Genomic DNA, 16,687 nt, shown 5'->3' on the forward strand with positions numbered 1-16,687 from the left:
GAGTGAATTATTTTTGCACTTTAAACGGACATATCATGATGAGAAAGATTTTAGCAGGAGCAATCGTGTTAGGCATGTTTGCCTGCAAATCCACACAGCCCGTAGCTTCCACCCCTGCGGCCACTACGCTGGCGCCGCAGGGCGCTGCCTGGGCCGCATTGTGGCAGCAACAGTCGGGCGAATACAAGGCATTGTGCCTGCAAGCCTATCAGCTGGCAGCATGGCGGCTGGATCAATACCTTACTCAGCATAGCGACAAGCCGCTGGCAGTAGTGACCGACATCGATGAAACAGTGCTGGATAATAGCCCCTATTCTGTGCATCAGGCGTTGAGCGGGAAAACCTACGACGATAAAAGCTGGATGGAATGGACCGCGAAAGCCGCGTGCGACACGGTTCCCGGCGCTCCTGCCTTTTTCAAATATGCGGCCTCTAAAGGCGTAAAAGTATTCTACATCACCAATAGGGCCGAAAGCGAGAGAGTCGTTACGCTGAAGAACCTGCAACAATACCACTTCCCCTATGCCGACGATCAACACCTCTTCCTGAAAACCACTACCTCCGGCAAGGAAGCTCGCCGGCAGCAGGTGGCCAAAGATTACGATATCATCCTGCTCTTCGGTGATAACCTCAGCGATTTCTCGGCGATATTCGACAAAAAACCTGTTGACGAACGCAATGCCAATGTCCTGAATACCGCATCCAGCTTCGGTAGCCGCTTTATCGTGCTGCCCAACCCCATGTATGGCGATTGGGAAGGCGCACTCTATAACTTTCAATATAAATTATCACCACAACAGAAAGATTCCATCATGAAAAGCCGGTTGAGGAATTTTTGAATTTCTTGATTTACGGATTTCTTGATTTGTGACGTACCTCCATTCCCCACAAATCCATAAATCCGTAAATCAACGAAATCCGTAAATCCCTAAAGGCTGAGTATTTTAAATACCGTTCTTCTGTTGATGGCCCTGCCTTCTTCTGTATTGTTAGGAGCAATAGGTTGCGACTCTCCAAAGCCTTTGCTGCTAAGGCGTGTGGGCGCAATGCCTTTATCGGTCAGGTACTTCACCACTGCCTTGGCGCGGTTATCAGAGAGGATGAGGTTATCTTTATCTGACCCCACATCATCTGTATGGCCATCTATCTCTATCCGGATGGTCGGATTATCTTCCAGTAATTTTACCAGCTTGTCCAGTTCTACTACCGACGCAGGTTTCAGGCTATATTGTTTGGTGTCGAAAAAGATATTATGCAGCACAATGCTGGCATTGGCCGCCAATGGTTGCAAGGGAATATTCTTTTCGAAAGGCACGCCCGGGTTATGATCTTTTAAAGAGAAATTATCGGAATAGAAGAGATATCCTTTCTTGTTGACATGGAATGCATAGTCTTTGCCTACGGGCAATGGCGCGAGGAAATCGCCGTTTTCATTGGTAGGCACTGTGGCGATGCGGTATCCGCCTTGCAGGTCAATCACCTCCACAGTAGCGGCGAGGCGGTTGTGGGTGGTGGTATCATACACAAAGCCTTTCACGTAAAGTGTTTGCAGTGGCCGCGCTTCGGGATACAGCTCAAAGCTGTAGATGTCGAGGCCGCCGCGGCTATCGGAGCGATCGGAAGCGAAGTAAGCGGTTTTGCCATCGGCTGCCACTACGAGTGATGCATCTTCATCGATCGTATTGATAGGATAACCGAGATTAACGGCAGGACCCCAGCTGCCATCAGGCTGGCGGCGAGAGTAATAGATATCCAGTCCGCCATAGCCGGGATGCCCGTTGGAAGCGAAATATAGCGTTTGTCCGTCAGGATGTATGAAGGGCGTGGTTTCTCTACCGGAGGTATTGATATTGGGGCCGAGCTTCTGCGGCGTGCCCCACTGGCCATTGGGCTGGCGCTGGCTCATAAATATATCGGCGCCAGCTTCGGGCGTTTCGCGTGCGAAGTACAGGGTTTGTTTATCGGCAGATAAAGAAGGTTGTGATTCCCAGTCGCGGGTGTTGATCGGTGCGCCGATATTTTTCGGTGTGCTCCAGCCATTGGCGGTTTTCAGCGAATAGTAGATATCGCAACTGCCTTTACCTTCAGGAAATTCACAACCGGTGTATACAAGCATGGTACCATCCTGGGAGATGTTCTGCGCGCCTTCATTAAAAGCGGTATTCACTGGCTCACCCATATCCATAGCGGGTTTCCAGCCGGTGCTATCACGTTGTGTGATATAAAAATCTTCATTGCGGCCATTTACGCGGCGTGTGAAAATGAGCGTTTTACCATCGATGGTGAGAGAAGGAAAATATTCGGGATCTTTTGTATTCACGTGATCACCGAGGTTTTCCGGATGAAAGGGCACCGACTTATTCGGATTGTTGACGGCAAACTCATAATTGGCTTTAAGCTTGCTGGCATTGGCGCTGGGCGTTTTGGCCGTTTGCAGATATTGATTGATTAACTGTAAAGCTCCTGTGAAATTCCCGCTGCCTGCCAATGCTTTGGAATAGGGCACCATCACGGGTCGCAGGCCGCTGCTATCCAGTTGTTTGAGCTTTTCAAATGCCTGCGTGGCTTCCGTATATTTTTTCAGTTCCACATAACAAAGTCCCATCTGGCCATAGGCATCTGAAAAGTTGGGCGCAATTTTTATTGCTTCCTTTAATCGTTCGATCGCCTGTGTGGTATTGTAATTGCGTACAGCCGTTACTGCTTCATCAAAAGCGGCTCTGGCCTTTTTAGGCGCCGTTTCATAGGTAACGCTCTGGGCCTGCATTTGCAGCCACAGGCACAAACAGCCTGATAACAGGAGAAGGGTTTTTTTCATAGTGTGTAAATTACGAAGATTGTCTTACTCAGGATTATGCTGATTGAAAGGATTACCAGGATTTTCTATTAAAGGATTAATAAAGATTAAAAAGGATTCGCGAAGATCAAATCGATATGATCTTCGCGAATCCTTTAAAAATCCTGAGAAAAAAATCCTGGTAATCCTTTCAATCAGTATAATCCTGAGTAAGACAACCTTCGCTATGGTACATGTATATACTTGTGTATCTGCAACGACAGTTCCCATTGGGGATTGTCTTTGATGTAGTCGATGATGAGCGGGGTCATTTCGGCGCTGCGTTCCCATTCGGGTTGGAGGTAGAGTTTGCAGTGCTTGCCGGCGAGGGCGGCGTATTTTTCGGCCCAGGCGAAATCGGATTTGTTGAAGATGACTACTTTGAGTTCATGTGCGGCCTTGCATATTTCGGGCAGGGGCGCTTTGAACTTTTTGGGAGAGAGCGTGATCCAGTCCCAGCTGCCGCTGAGCGGAGAGGAGCCGGATGTTTCCATATGGGTATGGAATCCTTGTTTGTGCAAGGCTTTGGTGAGGGCGTCGAGGTTGTGCAGCAGCGGTTCTCCGCCGGTGATCACCGCGATGCGGCCCGGGTGTTGTGCTGCCTCCTGCACGATATCATTGATGGGCAGCTGTGGGTGTTTGCTGGCATCCCAGCTATCTTTCACATCACACCAATGGCAGCCTACATCGCAACCGCCAAGACGGATGAAGTAAGCAGCCCTGCCCTGATGGTAGCCTTCTCCCTGTATGGTGTAGAATTGCTCCATCACCGGCAGGGTACCGATGTTGATATTTGTTGTAATTACAGACATGTTCTATTTCACAAAGGTCCGGTTTTTCCCGGACTTACATTAGTTCATACTACCTTTCTGACCGATAGCGGCGTGGTAGGTGTTCTTCAGCAAAGCCGCGATGGTCATAGGTCCTACGCCACCAGGTACCGGGGAGATGAAGCTGCATTTCGGTGCTACTTCATCGAACTTCACGTCGCCAACGAGTCTGAAGCCGCTCTTTTTGGAGGCATCTTCAATACGGTTCACGCCTACATCCACGATTACGGCGCCTTCTTTCACCATGTCCGCTGTCACGAAATTCGGTTTGCCGATGGCGGCAATGATGATATCGGCCTGACGGCAGATCTCCGCGAGGTTGGCGGTGCGGGAGTGAGTGAGGGTAACGGTGCAGTTGCCAGGGTAGGTGTTGCGGCTCAGCAGGATGCTCACCGGTGTGCCTACGATATGGCTGCGACCTATTACCACGGCGTGTTTGCCCTGGGTAGGGATGTTATAATGTTCCAGCATCAGCATGATACCGTATGGCGTGGCAGGGATGAAGGCGGGCAGGCCGCTTACCATCTTACCTACGTTCATCGGGTGGAAACCATCTACGTCTTTACTTGGATCGATGGTGTTGATCACCAGTTCCTCGTTGATATGTTTGGGTAAAGGCAGTTGCACCAGGATGCCGTCGATATCCGCATTTTCATTGAGCAGTGTGATCTGATCAAGAAGATGTTTTTCGGAGATCTGTGCGTCGAAACGGAGGAGGGTAGAGTTATACCCGCATTCGGCGCAGGTTTTAACTTTGGAAGCCACGTAGGTTTCGCTGGCAGGATCATTACCAACCAGGATTGCTGCCAGGTGAGGTACTTTTTTACCGGCGGCCTTTAATTCAGCCACCTGCGTGGCTAATTGGGCTCTGATAGCCCCAGAAACTAGTTTACCGTCTAAAATTTGCATGTGCAAAGGTAAGCAAAATAGCTTTGCGCATCCAAAGATTTCAGGGCGGGTATTTTGAGACGGGAGGGAAGAAGGAGCGGGAACCTTGTCTGGTTCTGCAAAACAGGCTCCCCGGAAGGGAACCTGTGTTGCGTGGCACGAAGCCAATATCGAACCGTAAATGTGTGGAAATTACAAGGCAAACAAAGACCAGTGGGTGAAGGTGCGCGCGGCGACTTCTCAATTGCTGGTGATCACTTTTACAAGATATACTAAATTTTCGGAGCAGCCGCCAAAATTTCTGCGTCGGCAGCTGATACATATTTCTCGAAGTTTTTGATGAACTGTGCCGCAAGGTCCCTGGCTTTCGCATCGTATGCGGCTTTGTCGGCCCAGGTGTTGCGTGGGTCAAGGATTTCCGCAGGAACGCCCGGGCAGCTTTCCGGTACGGTGAAACCGAACACCGGCGCAATGCGGTAGGGCACATGATCCAGCTGGCCATGCAGCGCGGCGGCGATCATGGCGCGGGTATAGGATAACTTGATACGGTTACCCACACCATAGGCGCCACCAGTCCAGCCGGTGTTGATCAGCCAAACGTTCACGCGGTGCGCGCGCATCTTTTCACCTAGCATCTGTGCATATTTTGCAGGATGCAGCGGCAGGAAAGGTGCGCCGAAACATGCGCTGAAGGTGGATTTCGGCTCGGTAACACCTGCTTCGGTGCCCGCTACTTTAGCGGTATACCCCGAAATAAACTGGTACATGGCCTGTCCGGGAGAGAGCCTGGAAACAGGCGGCAGTACGCCGTAAGCATCGCAGGTGAGGAAGAAGATATTCTTCGGAATGGCGCCTACAGAAGGTTCCAGCGCATTGTCGATGTACGTAAGCGGATAAGAGACGCGGGTATTTTCCGTGATGCTCTTGTCAGCATAGTTGACAGTATTGGTGCCGGGGAAGAAGGTGATGTTTTCCAGCAGTGCGCCTTCGCGTACTGCGCGGAATATCTGTGGTTCTTTTTCTTCGCTGAGGTCGATACATTTTGCATAGCAGCCGCCTTCGAAGTTGAAGACGCCGGTGGAGGTCCAGCCGTGTTCATCGTCGCCGATGAGCTTGCGTGCAGGATCTGCGCTCAGCGTGGTTTTGCCGGTGCCGCTCAGGCCAAAGAACACCGCGGTATCGCCGTCGTCGCCCTGGTTGGCGGAGCAGTGCATGCTCAATACATGTTTATTATGAGGGAGAACAAAGTTCAGGATGGTGAAGATGCCTTTCTTGATTTCGCCGGTGTAGGCGGTACCGCCGATGATGATGATCTTTTTGGAGAAGTTCACTACGGCGAAGTTATGCTGGCGGGTGCCGTCTACCGCAGGATCGGCAAGGAAGCCGGGCGCCTGTATCACGGTCCAGTCTGTATGCATGTATTCCAGTTCATCCTCGCTAGGGCGGAGGAACATGTTATAAGCAAACAGGTTTGACCAGGGCAGTTCGGTGATCACTTTGATGCCTATACGAAAATCGGTATCGGCGCAGGCGAAGCAATCGCGCACCCACACGTCTTTCCCGGTAAAGTAAGCAGTGATCTTTTTGTATAAGCGGTCAAAGTTTTCTGAAGAGAAGGGAATGTTGAAATCATTCCAGTTGACGGTGTCGGCAGTGATCGCGTCTTTAACGATAAATTTGTCTTTGGGAGAACGGCCGGTGAATTCGCCTGTGTTTACCGCCAGTGCGCCGGTGTCTGACAATACGCCCTGGTTTCTTTCTACAGTTTGTTGAACCAGTCTTTCCGGTGAAAGCTGATAGTAAACATTTGACGCGTTCTCTATGCCTAATTCCCGTAAGTCAGCAACAGGATTCCTTACGCTACTCATTTGCATAAAAAGCAAGATTGTTTTGGTGTAAAAGCAAAACTAGGGATTTTTTGATATCGTCTAATTTTATCGGTGTTACACCGCCAAAATTTAGACAATATCTGTTTGTTGTGCAGCAATTATTGCGATATCTTCAATGACTATCGATTTCCTTATACGATTTTCAAACACAAAATGTGTGAATATAACATTAAGTAATGGGAAGTGAATATTAGTACGATTTTGCAGCACAACCCCGCAGATATTAACCAATTTGCCATTCCGGAGGGGTAGCAGCCCTGTGGTATTAAAATTTTCCATAGGTTTGAACCCTCATTTGAAATTTAGAAGAGATATGAAGAATCTGCCTCTGGACCCGCAGCTGTTCATCAAGAACCGCGAGCGTTTTGTGGCCAAAATGCAGCCGCAGTCAATAGCCATTATCAATTCAAACGATGAACTGCCCACCAATGGCGACGCATTGTACAAGTTCAAACAGAACTCGGACCTGTACTGGCTTACAGGCATCGACCAGGAAGATACCATGGTGATCCTGTATCCGGACAATCCCGATCCAAAATACCGGGAAGTACTGGTACTGGTACGTCCTAACGAACTGAAAGAAAAATGGGATGGCCACCGCCTCCGCAAAGATGAAGCCTATGCCGTTTCCGGTATGGCTACCGTTGTATGGCTCGATGCCCTCGATGCGCTGCTCCAGCAATGGATCAACGAAGCCACCAACATCTATCTCAACAGTAACGAGAACAACCGCAAAGCCAACCTGGTACCGGTACGCGACTACCGTTATGCACAGGAGCTGAAGCTGCGTTACCCGCTGCACAACTACCTCCGCGCCGCCACCATCTTCAAAGAACTGCGCGCCGTGAAAACACCGGAGGAAATAAAAGTAATGCAGACGGCGATGGACATTACTGAAAAAGCTTTCCGCCGCCTGCTCAAATTCATCAAACCAGGCGTCTGGGAACATGAAATACACGCAGAGATTTTGCACGAGTTCCTGCGCAACCGCTCTGGCGGCGAGGCTTATGGCTCTATCATCGCTTCCGGCGACCGCGCGCGTACGCTGCACTACGTATCCAATAACCAGGAATGTAAAGATGGAGAACTGATATTGATGGACTTCGGCGCGGAATACGGCGGCTACAATGCTGACCTTACCCGTACCGTACCTGTTAACGGCAAGTTCAGCGCCCGCCAGCGCCAGGTATATGATGCCTGCCTGCACCTGCATAACTATGCCAAATCCATCCTGCGCCCGGGTATCAACATCGCCAAATATCACGATATGGTGGGCGATGAAGCCAGCAAGGAATTTGTGAAGCTCGGCCTCATCACCGAAGCGGACATCAAAAATGAAGATCCGGAAAACCGCGCCTACCGCAAATACCTGTATCATGGCATCTCCCACCATCTTGGTGTGGATGTACATGATCTCGGTCCTTCTTTCCACCGCCCCATCCCTGAAGGCGCTGTAATGACCATCGAACCGGGCATCTACATTGAAGAAGAACACTTGGGTGTGCGTATCGAAAACAACATCTGGCTCACTGCCGCCGGCAATGTAGACCTGATGAAGAACATCCCTGTCACCGCGGATGAGATAGAAGCGCTCATGAAATAATTACGAATTACGAATTAAGAATTACGGCCCGCGTAGCAGATCTGCTACGCGGGCCGTAATTCTTAATTCGTAATTCGTAATTATTTTCAACTATTTTGCGTTCTTAGATCACAAATAAAACGGATGCGACAAATTCCCAACATTCTTACCCTATGTAATCTCTTTTGCGGCGCGCTGGCGATTATCTGTGTGCTGCATGCACCTGAATACCGCGCTGACTTTAACGGTACCGATTATACGATCATCAGCCCGGAGCCGGTATATTGGGCCTCTGCGCTGGTAGTGCTGGCAGCCATTTTTGATTTCTTCGATGGCCTGGCAGCGCGCCTGCTTCGCGTGCAATCGCCTATGGGCAAGGAACTCGACTCGCTTGCCGATGTAGTCACCTTCGGCGTAGTACCCGGCATGATCCTCTACCGCCTGCTGCGCAGCGCTTATTTCCAGCAGCCCGATGTGTTTGACGTATCTGTAGTGAACCTCGCGCCGGCCTTGCTGGTGCCCTGTTTCGCCGCTTACCGCCTCGCCAAGTTCAATATCGATGCCCGGCAATCGGAAAATTTCATCGGGGTGCCCACACCGGCCGTAGGCTTGCTGGTAGCTTCTTTCCCGCTGATCATGCTCTACAATCCCTACCACCTGGCTAAATATTTACAGAATATCTGGGTGCTCTATGGCATCATCGCCGCGCTCTGTTACCTGATGGTGGCTGAAATACCGATGCTCAGCCTGAAAGTGAAGGAAAAATCGCTCAAGGCCAACTGGACAAGACTATTGCTGGTAGTGCTTACGCTGGCAGCGATCCCGTTCCTGAACTACGCCACCGTGCCTTTTATCTTCCTCTGTTATGTGTTGTTGTCTTTGTTCTTCCCGCCAAAAATCACGGTAAATGTGTAAGTCATCCTTCGTAATTCGTAATTTTTAATGTAGGTTTGCGGCAAAATTTTTAGCACAATGACTTTTACTGCACATATCAATGTGATGCCACTGAAGGAATTACTGGACCCGCAAGGCAAGGCGGTGATGAGTGGTCTCAAGAACCTTGGCATGGGCCAGGTACATGATGTACGCATCGGCAAACACATTACCCTCCAGATCGAAGCGGCCAGCAAGGAAGAAGCGCAGCAGATCGCTGAAAATGCCTGCCAGAAGCTGTTAGCTAACCAGGTAATGGAATTTTTTGAAGTACACATACAATAATACAGCTAAAAGTACAGGAGCATGCCCAGGCAAGCTCCTGTAATTTTTCTCTGAATGAAATTATACATTGTTCCATCTCCGATCGGCAACCTCGCCGATATCACCTACAGGGCTGTGAAAGTACTGGAGGACGCGGAACTGATACTGGCGGAAGATACCCGTACTTCCAGCGTGCTGCTGAAGCACTACCAGATCAACAAACCCATTACGCCCTATCATCAGCATAATGAACATAAGGTAGTGCAGCACCTGCTGCAACAATTACAAGGCGGCAAGGTAATGGCCCTGCTCACCGATGCCGGCACGCCCGGTGTTTCTGATCCCGGCTTCCTGCTTGTTCGCGAATGCATCCGTGCCGGCGTACCGGTAGAATGCCTGCCCGGCGCCACCGCCTTTGTTCCGGCGCTGGTCAATAGCGGCATCCCTATGAACAGGTTCGTATTTGAAGGGTTCCTGCCCCTCAAAAAAGGCCGCCATACCCTGTTTACACAACTGGCCACCGAAGAACGCGCCATCGTTTTCTATGAATCCCCGATGCGCCTCGTGAAAACATTAGAAGATCTCATCCAGTATTTCGGCCCCGACCGCCCCTGCTGCGTTAGCCGCGAACTCACCAAAATGTTTGAAGAAAATAAACGTGGTACCTTACAGGAGGTGCACGACTACTTCAAAGAAAAGGGCGTGAAAGGCGAAATAGTAGTGGTAGTACAGGGCGCCGCCTGATCACAAAAAAATTTTCTTTCCTCCTGACATAGGGTTGTCAACCCGGGGTTGTTGTTTTGTATCATCAATCATTGCTTACTATGGACATCGGACAATTACGGCTACACGCGCAAGGGCTCATTCATCCAGCTTTCAAACGTCCGCAGGACGTGGTTACTTACATGGGCGCCCTGCAGGCGCAGGACTTCTACGGCAGTAAACATGCCGTGGGCATACGTGTGCCCGGCCTTACCGAACAGGCAGTAGATGAAGCCGTGAATAAGGGAGAGATCATCCGCACCTGGGCTTTCCGCGGTACCCTGCACCTGGTAACGCCAATGGATATACGCTGGCTTGTGGACCTGCTCAAAACCCGTAGCGCACAGCTTTTCAAGGGTTTGGCCAGAACGTATGATATTGATGAAAGTCTGCATAAAAAATGCCTGAAGATTATCACCAAAGCCATGCAGGGTAATCAGCACCTCACACGCAAGGAGATCACCGAACTGCTGGATCAGAAAGGTATACACCTCAGCGAACACCGCGTACAATACACTTTATTACGCGCTTCCCTGGAAGGCGAGATATGCCACGGCCCTATGTGTGGTAAACAGTTCTCCTATGCTCTGCTGGACGAATGGTGTGCCGCAGCGCCGGTATTACACCGTGAGGAGGCGTTAGCGCAACTGGCACTCCGGTATTTTACCAGCCGCGGGCCTGCTACGGTGGCCGATTTCAGCGGGTGGAGCGGCCTCACCCTCACCGAAGCCCGGAAAGCAGTGGAAGCAGTGAAACATCAGCTGGTAGCCTTTCAGGATTATTGGATGTCGCCCGAAACAGCTGCACAGCAAGGCAGCTCGCATACCCTGTTGCTGCCGCCATTTGATGAATTTATCCTCGGTTATAAAGACCGCAGCGCCGTACTGGAACCCGCCCGCAACCGCGATGTATTTACCGTCAACGGCATCTTCAAAGCAGTGATGGTGCAGCAAGGGAAAGTGCTCGGCACCTGGAAGCGGACACTCGGCAAAAACAATGTATCCATAGCGCTCAGCCCTTTCAAAGCCTTGAAGAAAAGCCAGCATAGCGCCTTTGAAGCCGCCGCTCAGGCATATGCCGCCTACCTGCAAACCGCTCTCAAAAGCATCACCGTAGAACAATAAGCTGCTGCATACTCCGCTGTAATTATTATTTTAGCTGTCTGAATCAAATTTTTACGGAATGAAGCAACCGGTATTAGGAAGTTGCCTGGCCTTGACGATGCTGGCCGGCAGCTGGTTACAACTACATGCACAATCAGACCGCTGGCAGCAGCGCGTAAAGTATTCGATGGACGTGAAGGTGGACGCACCTGCCAATAAATTCACTGGTACCCAACACCTCGAATATTACAATAACTCACCGGACACACTCAAAAAAGTATTCTATCATCTCTACTGGAACGCGTTTCAGCCGAACAGCATGATGGACGTACGCAGCCGCGAACTCGGGAAAGTGGTACTGAGCAAAGATGCAAAAGGGAATCCGCGGGTAGACTGGGACAACCGCGTGCGCGACCGCATCTCCAAACTGAAGCCTGATGAAATAGGCTACCAGAAAATACTTTCGCTGAAACGTGATGGCAAACCGCAATCATTCAACGTAATCGAAACCATCCTGGAAGTGCCGCTGGACAAGCCCATCCTGCCGCATGCCAAAACTGTATTCGACCTGGAATTTGAAGCGCAGGTACCAGTACAGATACGCCGTAGCGGCCGCCACAATGCAGAAGGAGTGGACTTCTCCATGGCGCAGTGGTATCCAAAGATGTGCGAATATGATTACGAAGGCTGGCATGCTACGCCTTATATCGCACGTGAATTTTATGGCGTATGGGGAGATTATGATGTGAAGATCACCATGGATAAAAAATATACGATCGCTGCCAGCGGCTATTTGCAGAACCCTGATCAGATCGGCCATGGTTATGAAAAGCCCGGTACCAAAGTACCTGTGCCCAGTGGCGATAACCTTACCTGGCATTTTATTGCACCCAATGTGCACGATTTCGTGTGGGCCGCTGATCCTGAATACAAACACATCACACAACAAGTGGATGGCTTCACTGCGCATTTCTTCTACATCGAAAATGATCTCACCCGCGTAAGCTGGCCAATGCTCGCCAAGCGCATACCTACCGCCTACGCCTATATCAAAAAACATTACGGCGCCTATCCTTACAAACAATATTCTTTCATTCAAGGTGGCGATGGCGGCATGGAATACCCGATGGCCACACTCATCCTCGGCAATGGAAAACCTGATGGCCTCTATGGCGTAGCCATGCATGAATGGATGCACAGCTGGTACCAGGGCATGCTCGGCACCAATGAAAGCCTGTATCCCTGGATGGACGAAGGTTTCACCACCTTCGCGGAAGACAATGTACTCGCCAACACCCTCGATTCTCTGAAAGGCGGCTTCGCGCATGAAGGTACCTATGGCGGATATTTTGCTCTGGCCAGAAGCCCTTTTGAAGAACCGGCCACTACGCACGCCGATCACTACAATACCAACTATGGTTATAGCAACAATGCCTATCGCAAAGGCGCTGTATTCCTGGAGCAGATGGGTTACGTCATTGGTGCTGAAAACCGCGACAGCGGCCTGTTACGCTACTATCGCGAATGGCGCTTCAAACATCCTAACGCCAATGATTTTGTGCGCGTGATGGAAAAAGAAAGCAATATCGAACTGGATTGGTATAAAGAATATTTCATCAGCACCACCAAGCATATCGATTACGGCATCGACAGCGTGTACGACAAAGGCAATAAAACCATTGTACGCCTGCGCCGCATCGGCCAGATGCCCATGCCTATTGATTTTGTTGTAACAGACAAAAACGGCCAGCAAACGATGTATTACATCCCGCTATCGATCATGTATGGTCAGAAACCGAATGAATACCCTGCCATGAAGCGTGTTGTATTGCCTTACTGGTACTGGACGCATCCTACTTACGAAGTGGAAGTGAACACACCTTTATCAGATATCAAAGTGCTGGAAATTGATCCCAGTCAGCGTTTGGCGGATATAGACCGCAGCAATAACAAAGCGGTTTCACAATAAAAAGACGAATTACGAACCTTATTGTTGTATAAATCTTTCGCCCCTACGGGGCGGTATATTGGTAGCAGGCATTGCATCTACCAACATATCGCCCCGTAGGGGCGAAAGATTTATATAACACCGCTAGTGTGAAATTAAAAAATCAGCTGTTGCAGCTGGTTTTCCCAGGTATGTGCATGCAATTCCTGATCACGTAATTTTTCGAGGTGATGCTGATTGTGATAGGCGGTGAAGTACAGCATTTCACGGACGGTAAGCTTGCCCATCAATGGATGCGGCAGGCGATAGCGGTCCAGGTCTTTCTCAGACCAGTGGCGTACTTTGGCGGCGAGCTTCACTTTTTGCGCCAGGAAACTTTGTACCAATGCAGGCCGCTGCGCGCCGTACACAACGCCCGGCAGGTAAGCCTTGGTAGACTTGGCGCCCCGCGCAAGAATAGTTTCATACTGCGCTACCAATGTGTCATACGTGCGGGAGGCGCCGTTATGCCATCCGAAATAACGCAACATTATTTTTGGAAAGCCGAGCGCGCTGCTCACCGGCCTCACTGATTTGGTGAGGTGATCCAATTGCTGGCCTGCCGACCATTTGCCATAAGGTGAAGCAGTGAAGCGATGATCAGGTAAGGTATTTACAAACCCGATGTAGTCGTCGAATGTTTTATTGAGTAGAGATATGATCTCATGCTTGTGCAGGTACATAGGAATATGATTTAGCGGTTTCCGTAAAAAGATACTCCCTCAAGTTACGCCAGTTTGCTGAACCGGCCAAGGGGAGGCTTATTCCAATACTTCGCAGTAAAATCCCCGGGTCTTTACAAAGTCAATGATAGTTTCTTCTGCTACTTCCAGGTCGGCGATGCGGAGTACTTTGTCGCAGTCGTCGAGATCAACATGGCAGGGACCAACAGGAAAGTGAGATGCGATCTCACGGATAACATGTTCCCTTTCCTGCTGGCTGCCGATATTGGTTTTGAAAATACCTATCATAAATCGCGGTTTTATTTTTCTGAAGGCCCGGCTTCCTTTTCGCCCGGGCGGTCGTCTTCCTCGTTAAAGAAATCATAGCGCCGGCGGCGGTCGTAACGCGAGCCCCAGCATTCGCGGAGGCGTTCTTTGATCTGTTCGCGTTGTTCCGGCGTCATATCGGCCATGCGTTCGCGCAGCCTTTCTTTCCATTCACGACGCCGGCGCCATCCGCCCCATCCGCCATGGTGGCCATGCCAGCCAAAGAGCAGTTTACCTAATATCAGCAGGCCGAGGGCTTGCCAGTAGGTGATCACCGGGCCGTGAAAAAGTTCCGGTATCAGCCAGTTCCAGAGCGACATGGTCACAAAGATCACAGCTGCAAAGAACAGCAGCCCCATGATGACCAGTCCGATTTTTTTTGCGGGGTTCATGCCGCCTCCCCTCCTGAATTCTCTTCTCATATTGTTTAATGATTTGATCCGTTATCTAAAAATTCCTCGTACAGATCTGCCAGTCTTTCCCGCAGATATAACACAGCATAGCGTTTCCGCGATAGCAGCGTATTTACGCTGACGCCTGTTTCTTCACTCATCTGTTTAAATGATTTTCCTTCCAGTTCATGCTGTAAGAAAACCTGTTTTTGTTCTTGCGGCAGTTCGTCGATCGCCTCCATAATGGCGTCTGATGCGAATTTGCGCATCATGGGCGTATCGGCTTCCATGGTAGTATCTGCCAGCAGTTCGGGCAGGAACAGTACTTCTTCTCCCTCCACTTCCCGTACAAATTCTGTAAAAGGTGTCTCTTTCTTTTTGCGGAACCAGTCGGTGATCCTGTTACGGGTAACGGCGAAAAGCCAGCCTGTAATGGAATCTATCTGGGTGCCCAGCCGCAGGTATTCTGTAAACTGGTACAGTACATCCTGCAGGATATCCTCCGCGTCCGATGAATTGCTCACGCGTTGCCGGATAAAGTGGAGCAAGCGTTTGCGCTCCTGCTTTACCGTAGCCTGTATCCGCTCGTTTTGCTCCTGGGCCATCAGTGTATTTGTAAGGACCAACTGTTTCATCGTAATAAGGATGACGAAGCAGGAGGATGGATATTTTAATTATGCAGAAAAAAAATTCGTCGTTAAATTAGGAAGATAGAAAACATACTCATGCACGATCATGCGCACAGCCATACGCCTGCATTACAGGGAGATACCGTGAACCGGGCCTTTATCTGGGGGATTGCCCTGAACCTTGCTTTTGTGGCCGCCGAATTTGTGGCGGGTTTCATGACCCATTCACTGGCCCTGTTATCGGATGCCGGCCACAATCTCAGTGATGTGGCCAGTCTGGCGCTGTCGTTGCTGGCCTTCCGGCTGGCCCGTGTGAAACCTGGCCCACGTTATACCTATGGCTACCGCAAAAGTACCATTCTTATTTCCCTTCTCAATGCCATGCTGCTGATGATCGTGGTGGGCGGCATCGGCTACGAGGCTGTGCGCCGCTTTACAGCGCCGCATCCTGTGCAGGGAGGCATCATCGCGCTGGTAGCCGGCGTCGGTATTTTGATAAACGGTATTTCGGCCTGGTTGTTCTTCAAAGACAAAGAAAAAGACCTCAATGTGAAAGGCGCCTACCTGCACCTGCTCGCAGATGCCCTGGTATCGCTGGGTACCGTAGTGGCGGGTATCGTGATCGTATATACGAAATGGTACTGGGTAGATCCGCTGATCAGCCTCGGGGTAATGGTGATCATCGTATATGGCACCTGGGACCTGCTGCGCGACAGCCTCCGGCTATCGTTGGATGGCGTGCCGCCGGGCATCAGCGTAGATGCCGTGAAAGCGGCCGCTATGGCCATTCCTGGCGTAAAAGATATCTATCATATCCACATCTGGGCCATGAGCACCACTGAAAATGCGCTCACCGCGCAGGTTATAGTAGATGCAGCACTCGATGCACCCGCTGTGGACGAGCTCAAGCACGAACTGCGTCATGAGCTGGAACACCTGGGCATCCGGCATGTAACACTGGAAACCAGCTGTTAGCTTTTGGCCATCACAATAAATTTCTCTTTGAAACTTTCTTCGGGGAAGATGTCGTAAATGTCGATCAGACGGGGCTTTACGCCGCTCTCGGATATTTCCTGCGCCAGGTCGCCGCCTTTTAAACAGATCAATCCTTTTTCAAATTGTTTGCCCGGCGTCTGTGATTTTTTCAGTACCGGTTTGCTCCAGCGCCAGAGATCTTTCAGGGGCGCTACCGCGCGTGATACCACGATATCGAACTTGCGGTTCTTGATATCTTCCACGCGGCTATGGGCCGTGGTCACGTTTTTCAGGCCGAGGGCTTCGGCTACGCCTTCCACTACTTTTATCTTTTTACCGATAGAATCTACCAGGTGAAACTTTACTTCAGGGAAAAAAATGGCCAGCGGAACACCGGGAAACCCGCCGCCAGTGCCCAGGTCGAGTATCTGGGTGCCTGGCGCGAAATCCGCTATGGCAGCGATGCTCAGCGAATGCAGCACATGTTTTTCGTACAGCGCGTCAATATCCTTGCGGGAAATAACGTTGATCTTTTCATTCCACTCTGTGTACAAGCCTTTCAGGGCTTCGAAATGCGACAGCTGCTCCGGTGTGAAATCGCTGAAATATTTTAAAATGATCTCCATGC

Annotated in this window: 17 protein-coding genes; 8 read left to right on the forward strand and 9 right to left on the reverse strand. The window is 50.4% G+C overall.

Annotated elements, in window-relative coordinates; all coding sequences use genetic code 11:
- Positions 1–35 precede the first annotated feature (35 nt).
- The gene (locus FPG75_RS02510; protein WP_143304981.1) at positions 36–839 is read left to right on the forward strand and encodes a 5'-nucleotidase, lipoprotein e(P4) family; all 804 of its coding nucleotides are present in this window, start codon (positions 36–38) and stop codon (positions 837–839) included.
- Positions 840–928: 89 nt separating this feature from the next.
- Here FPG75_RS02510 and FPG75_RS02515 read toward each other — a convergent pair whose 3' ends face one another.
- The 4 genes from FPG75_RS02515 to pckA form a co-directional block, all read right to left on the reverse strand.
- Positions 929–2,818 carry an OmpA family protein gene (locus tag FPG75_RS02515; RefSeq protein ID WP_143304982.1) on the reverse strand — a complete coding sequence of 630 codons (1,890 nt, stop codon included), beginning with the start codon at positions 2,816–2,818 and terminating at the stop codon, positions 929–931.
- 203 nt (positions 2,819–3,021) lie between these two features.
- Positions 3,022–3,648 (reverse strand): 7-carboxy-7-deazaguanine synthase QueE, encoded by a 627-nt coding sequence (locus tag FPG75_RS02520; protein WP_236652706.1) that lies wholly within the window; start codon positions 3,646–3,648, stop codon positions 3,022–3,024.
- Between the two features lie 39 nt (positions 3,649–3,687).
- Complete coding sequence (folD, locus tag FPG75_RS02525) at positions 3,688–4,575, reverse strand: bifunctional methylenetetrahydrofolate dehydrogenase/methenyltetrahydrofolate cyclohydrolase FolD (protein WP_143304983.1); 888 nt, start codon at positions 4,573–4,575, stop codon at positions 3,688–3,690.
- 251 nt (positions 4,576–4,826) lie between these two features.
- On the reverse strand, positions 4,827–6,428 hold the full coding sequence (pckA, locus tag FPG75_RS02530; RefSeq protein WP_143304984.1) for a phosphoenolpyruvate carboxykinase (ATP): 1,602 nt from the start codon (positions 6,426–6,428) through the stop codon (positions 4,827–4,829).
- Positions 6,429–6,756: 328 nt separating this feature from the next.
- Between pckA and FPG75_RS02535 the strand changes: the two genes are divergently transcribed.
- The 6 genes from FPG75_RS02535 to FPG75_RS02560 all read left to right on the forward strand — a co-directional run bounded on the left by FPG75_RS02535 (position 6,757) and on the right by FPG75_RS02560 (position 13,056).
- Positions 6,757–8,046: an aminopeptidase P N-terminal domain-containing protein gene (locus FPG75_RS02535; protein ID WP_143304985.1), complete on the forward strand. Its 1,290-nt coding sequence runs from the start codon at positions 6,757–6,759 to the stop codon at positions 8,044–8,046.
- Between the two features lie 123 nt (positions 8,047–8,169).
- A complete protein-coding gene (locus FPG75_RS02540; RefSeq protein ID WP_143304986.1) occupies positions 8,170–8,940 on the forward strand; it encodes a CDP-alcohol phosphatidyltransferase family protein in 771 nt (256 codons plus the stop codon).
- Positions 8,941–8,997: 57 nt separating this feature from the next.
- The gene (purS, locus tag FPG75_RS02545) at positions 8,998–9,243 is read left to right on the forward strand and encodes a phosphoribosylformylglycinamidine synthase subunit PurS (RefSeq protein ID WP_143304987.1); all 246 of its coding nucleotides are present in this window, start codon (positions 8,998–9,000) and stop codon (positions 9,241–9,243) included.
- A gap of 54 nt (positions 9,244–9,297) precedes the next feature.
- Positions 9,298–9,966: a 16S rRNA (cytidine(1402)-2'-O)-methyltransferase gene (rsmI, locus tag FPG75_RS02550; protein WP_143304988.1), complete on the forward strand. Its 669-nt coding sequence runs from the start codon at positions 9,298–9,300 to the stop codon at positions 9,964–9,966.
- Between the two features lie 80 nt (positions 9,967–10,046).
- Positions 10,047–11,108, forward strand: a complete 1,062-nt coding sequence (locus FPG75_RS02555; RefSeq protein WP_143304989.1) for a winged helix DNA-binding domain-containing protein — start codon at positions 10,047–10,049, stop codon at positions 11,106–11,108.
- Positions 11,109–11,166: 58 nt separating this feature from the next.
- Positions 11,167–13,056, forward strand: a complete 1,890-nt coding sequence (locus tag FPG75_RS02560) for a M1 family metallopeptidase (RefSeq protein ID WP_143304990.1) — start codon at positions 11,167–11,169, stop codon at positions 13,054–13,056.
- 134 nt (positions 13,057–13,190) lie between these two features.
- On the opposite strand, the gene FPG75_RS02565 is transcribed toward FPG75_RS02560, so the two are convergent.
- The 4 genes from FPG75_RS02565 to FPG75_RS02580 all read right to left on the reverse strand — a co-directional run bounded on the left by FPG75_RS02565 (position 13,191) and on the right by FPG75_RS02580 (position 15,090).
- The gene (locus FPG75_RS02565) at positions 13,191–13,757 is read right to left on the reverse strand and encodes a DinB family protein (RefSeq protein ID WP_143304991.1); all 567 of its coding nucleotides are present in this window, start codon (positions 13,755–13,757) and stop codon (positions 13,191–13,193) included.
- A gap of 78 nt (positions 13,758–13,835) precedes the next feature.
- The gene (locus tag FPG75_RS02570) at positions 13,836–14,045 is read right to left on the reverse strand and encodes a hypothetical protein (protein ID WP_143304992.1); all 210 of its coding nucleotides are present in this window, start codon (positions 14,043–14,045) and stop codon (positions 13,836–13,838) included.
- Positions 14,046–14,056: 11 nt separating this feature from the next.
- Complete coding sequence (locus FPG75_RS02575) at positions 14,057–14,485, reverse strand: hypothetical protein (RefSeq protein WP_201747871.1); 429 nt, start codon at positions 14,483–14,485, stop codon at positions 14,057–14,059.
- Positions 14,486–14,490: 5 nt separating this feature from the next.
- On the reverse strand, positions 14,491–15,090 hold the full coding sequence (locus tag FPG75_RS02580) for an RNA polymerase sigma factor (RefSeq protein ID WP_236652707.1): 600 nt from the start codon (positions 15,088–15,090) through the stop codon (positions 14,491–14,493).
- 90 nt (positions 15,091–15,180) lie between these two features.
- Between FPG75_RS02580 and FPG75_RS02585 the strand changes: the two genes are divergently transcribed.
- A complete protein-coding gene (locus FPG75_RS02585) occupies positions 15,181–16,059 on the forward strand; it encodes a cation diffusion facilitator family transporter (protein ID WP_143304993.1) in 879 nt (292 codons plus the stop codon).
- Here the strand turns inward: FPG75_RS02585 and rsmG are convergent.
- Positions 16,056–16,685 carry a 16S rRNA (guanine(527)-N(7))-methyltransferase RsmG gene (gene rsmG, locus FPG75_RS02590; protein ID WP_143304994.1) on the reverse strand — a complete coding sequence of 210 codons (630 nt, stop codon included), beginning with the start codon at positions 16,683–16,685 and terminating at the stop codon, positions 16,056–16,058. The two genes, FPG75_RS02585 and rsmG, sit on opposite strands and share 4 nt — an antisense overlap.
- Between the last annotated feature and the right edge of the window lie 2 nt (positions 16,686–16,687).

The sequence above is a fragment of the Chitinophaga vietnamensis genome (assembly GCF_902167635.1).
Classification (GTDB): domain Bacteria; phylum Bacteroidota; class Bacteroidia; order Chitinophagales; family Chitinophagaceae; genus Chitinophaga; species Chitinophaga vietnamensis.

Coding starts and splice junctions, on each gene's coding strand:
- FPG75_RS02540 (WP_143304986.1), top strand. CDS start 8,170: ATGCGACAAATTCCCAACATTCTTACCCTATGTAATCTCTTTTGCGGC.
- rsmI (WP_143304988.1), top strand. CDS start 9,298: ATGAAATTATACATTGTTCCATCTCCGATCGGCAACCTCGCCGATATC.
- FPG75_RS02555 (WP_143304989.1), top strand. CDS start 10,047: ATGGACATCGGACAATTACGGCTACACGCGCAAGGGCTCATTCATCCA.
- FPG75_RS02565 (WP_143304991.1), bottom strand. CDS start 13,757: ATGTACCTGCACAAGCATGAGATCATATCTCTACTCAATAAAACATTC.
- FPG75_RS02520 (WP_236652706.1), bottom strand. CDS start 3,648: ATGTCTGTAATTACAACAAATATCAACATCGGTACCCTGCCGGTGATG.
- FPG75_RS02580 (WP_236652707.1), bottom strand. CDS start 15,090: ATGAAACAGTTGGTCCTTACAAATACACTGATGGCCCAGGAGCAAAAC.
- FPG75_RS02570 (WP_143304992.1), bottom strand. CDS start 14,045: ATGATAGGTATTTTCAAAACCAATATCGGCAGCCAGCAGGAAAGGGAA.
- rsmG (WP_143304994.1), bottom strand. CDS start 16,685: ATGGAGATCATTTTAAAATATTTCAGCGATTTCACACCGGAGCAGCTG.
- purS (WP_143304987.1), top strand. CDS start 8,998: ATGACTTTTACTGCACATATCAATGTGATGCCACTGAAGGAATTACTG.
- FPG75_RS02585 (WP_143304993.1), top strand. CDS start 15,181: ATGCACGATCATGCGCACAGCCATACGCCTGCATTACAGGGAGATACC.
- FPG75_RS02510 (WP_143304981.1), top strand. CDS start 36: ATGATGAGAAAGATTTTAGCAGGAGCAATCGTGTTAGGCATGTTTGCC.
- FPG75_RS02560 (WP_143304990.1), top strand. CDS start 11,167: ATGAAGCAACCGGTATTAGGAAGTTGCCTGGCCTTGACGATGCTGGCC.
- folD (WP_143304983.1), bottom strand. CDS start 4,575: ATGCAAATTTTAGACGGTAAACTAGTTTCTGGGGCTATCAGAGCCCAA.
- FPG75_RS02575 (WP_201747871.1), bottom strand. CDS start 14,485: ATGAGAAGAGAATTCAGGAGGGGAGGCGGCATGAACCCCGCAAAAAAA.
- FPG75_RS02515 (WP_143304982.1), bottom strand. CDS start 2,818: ATGAAAAAAACCCTTCTCCTGTTATCAGGCTGTTTGTGCCTGTGGCTG.
- pckA (WP_143304984.1), bottom strand. CDS start 6,428: ATGCAAATGAGTAGCGTAAGGAATCCTGTTGCTGACTTACGGGAATTA.
- FPG75_RS02535 (WP_143304985.1), top strand. CDS start 6,757: ATGAAGAATCTGCCTCTGGACCCGCAGCTGTTCATCAAGAACCGCGAG.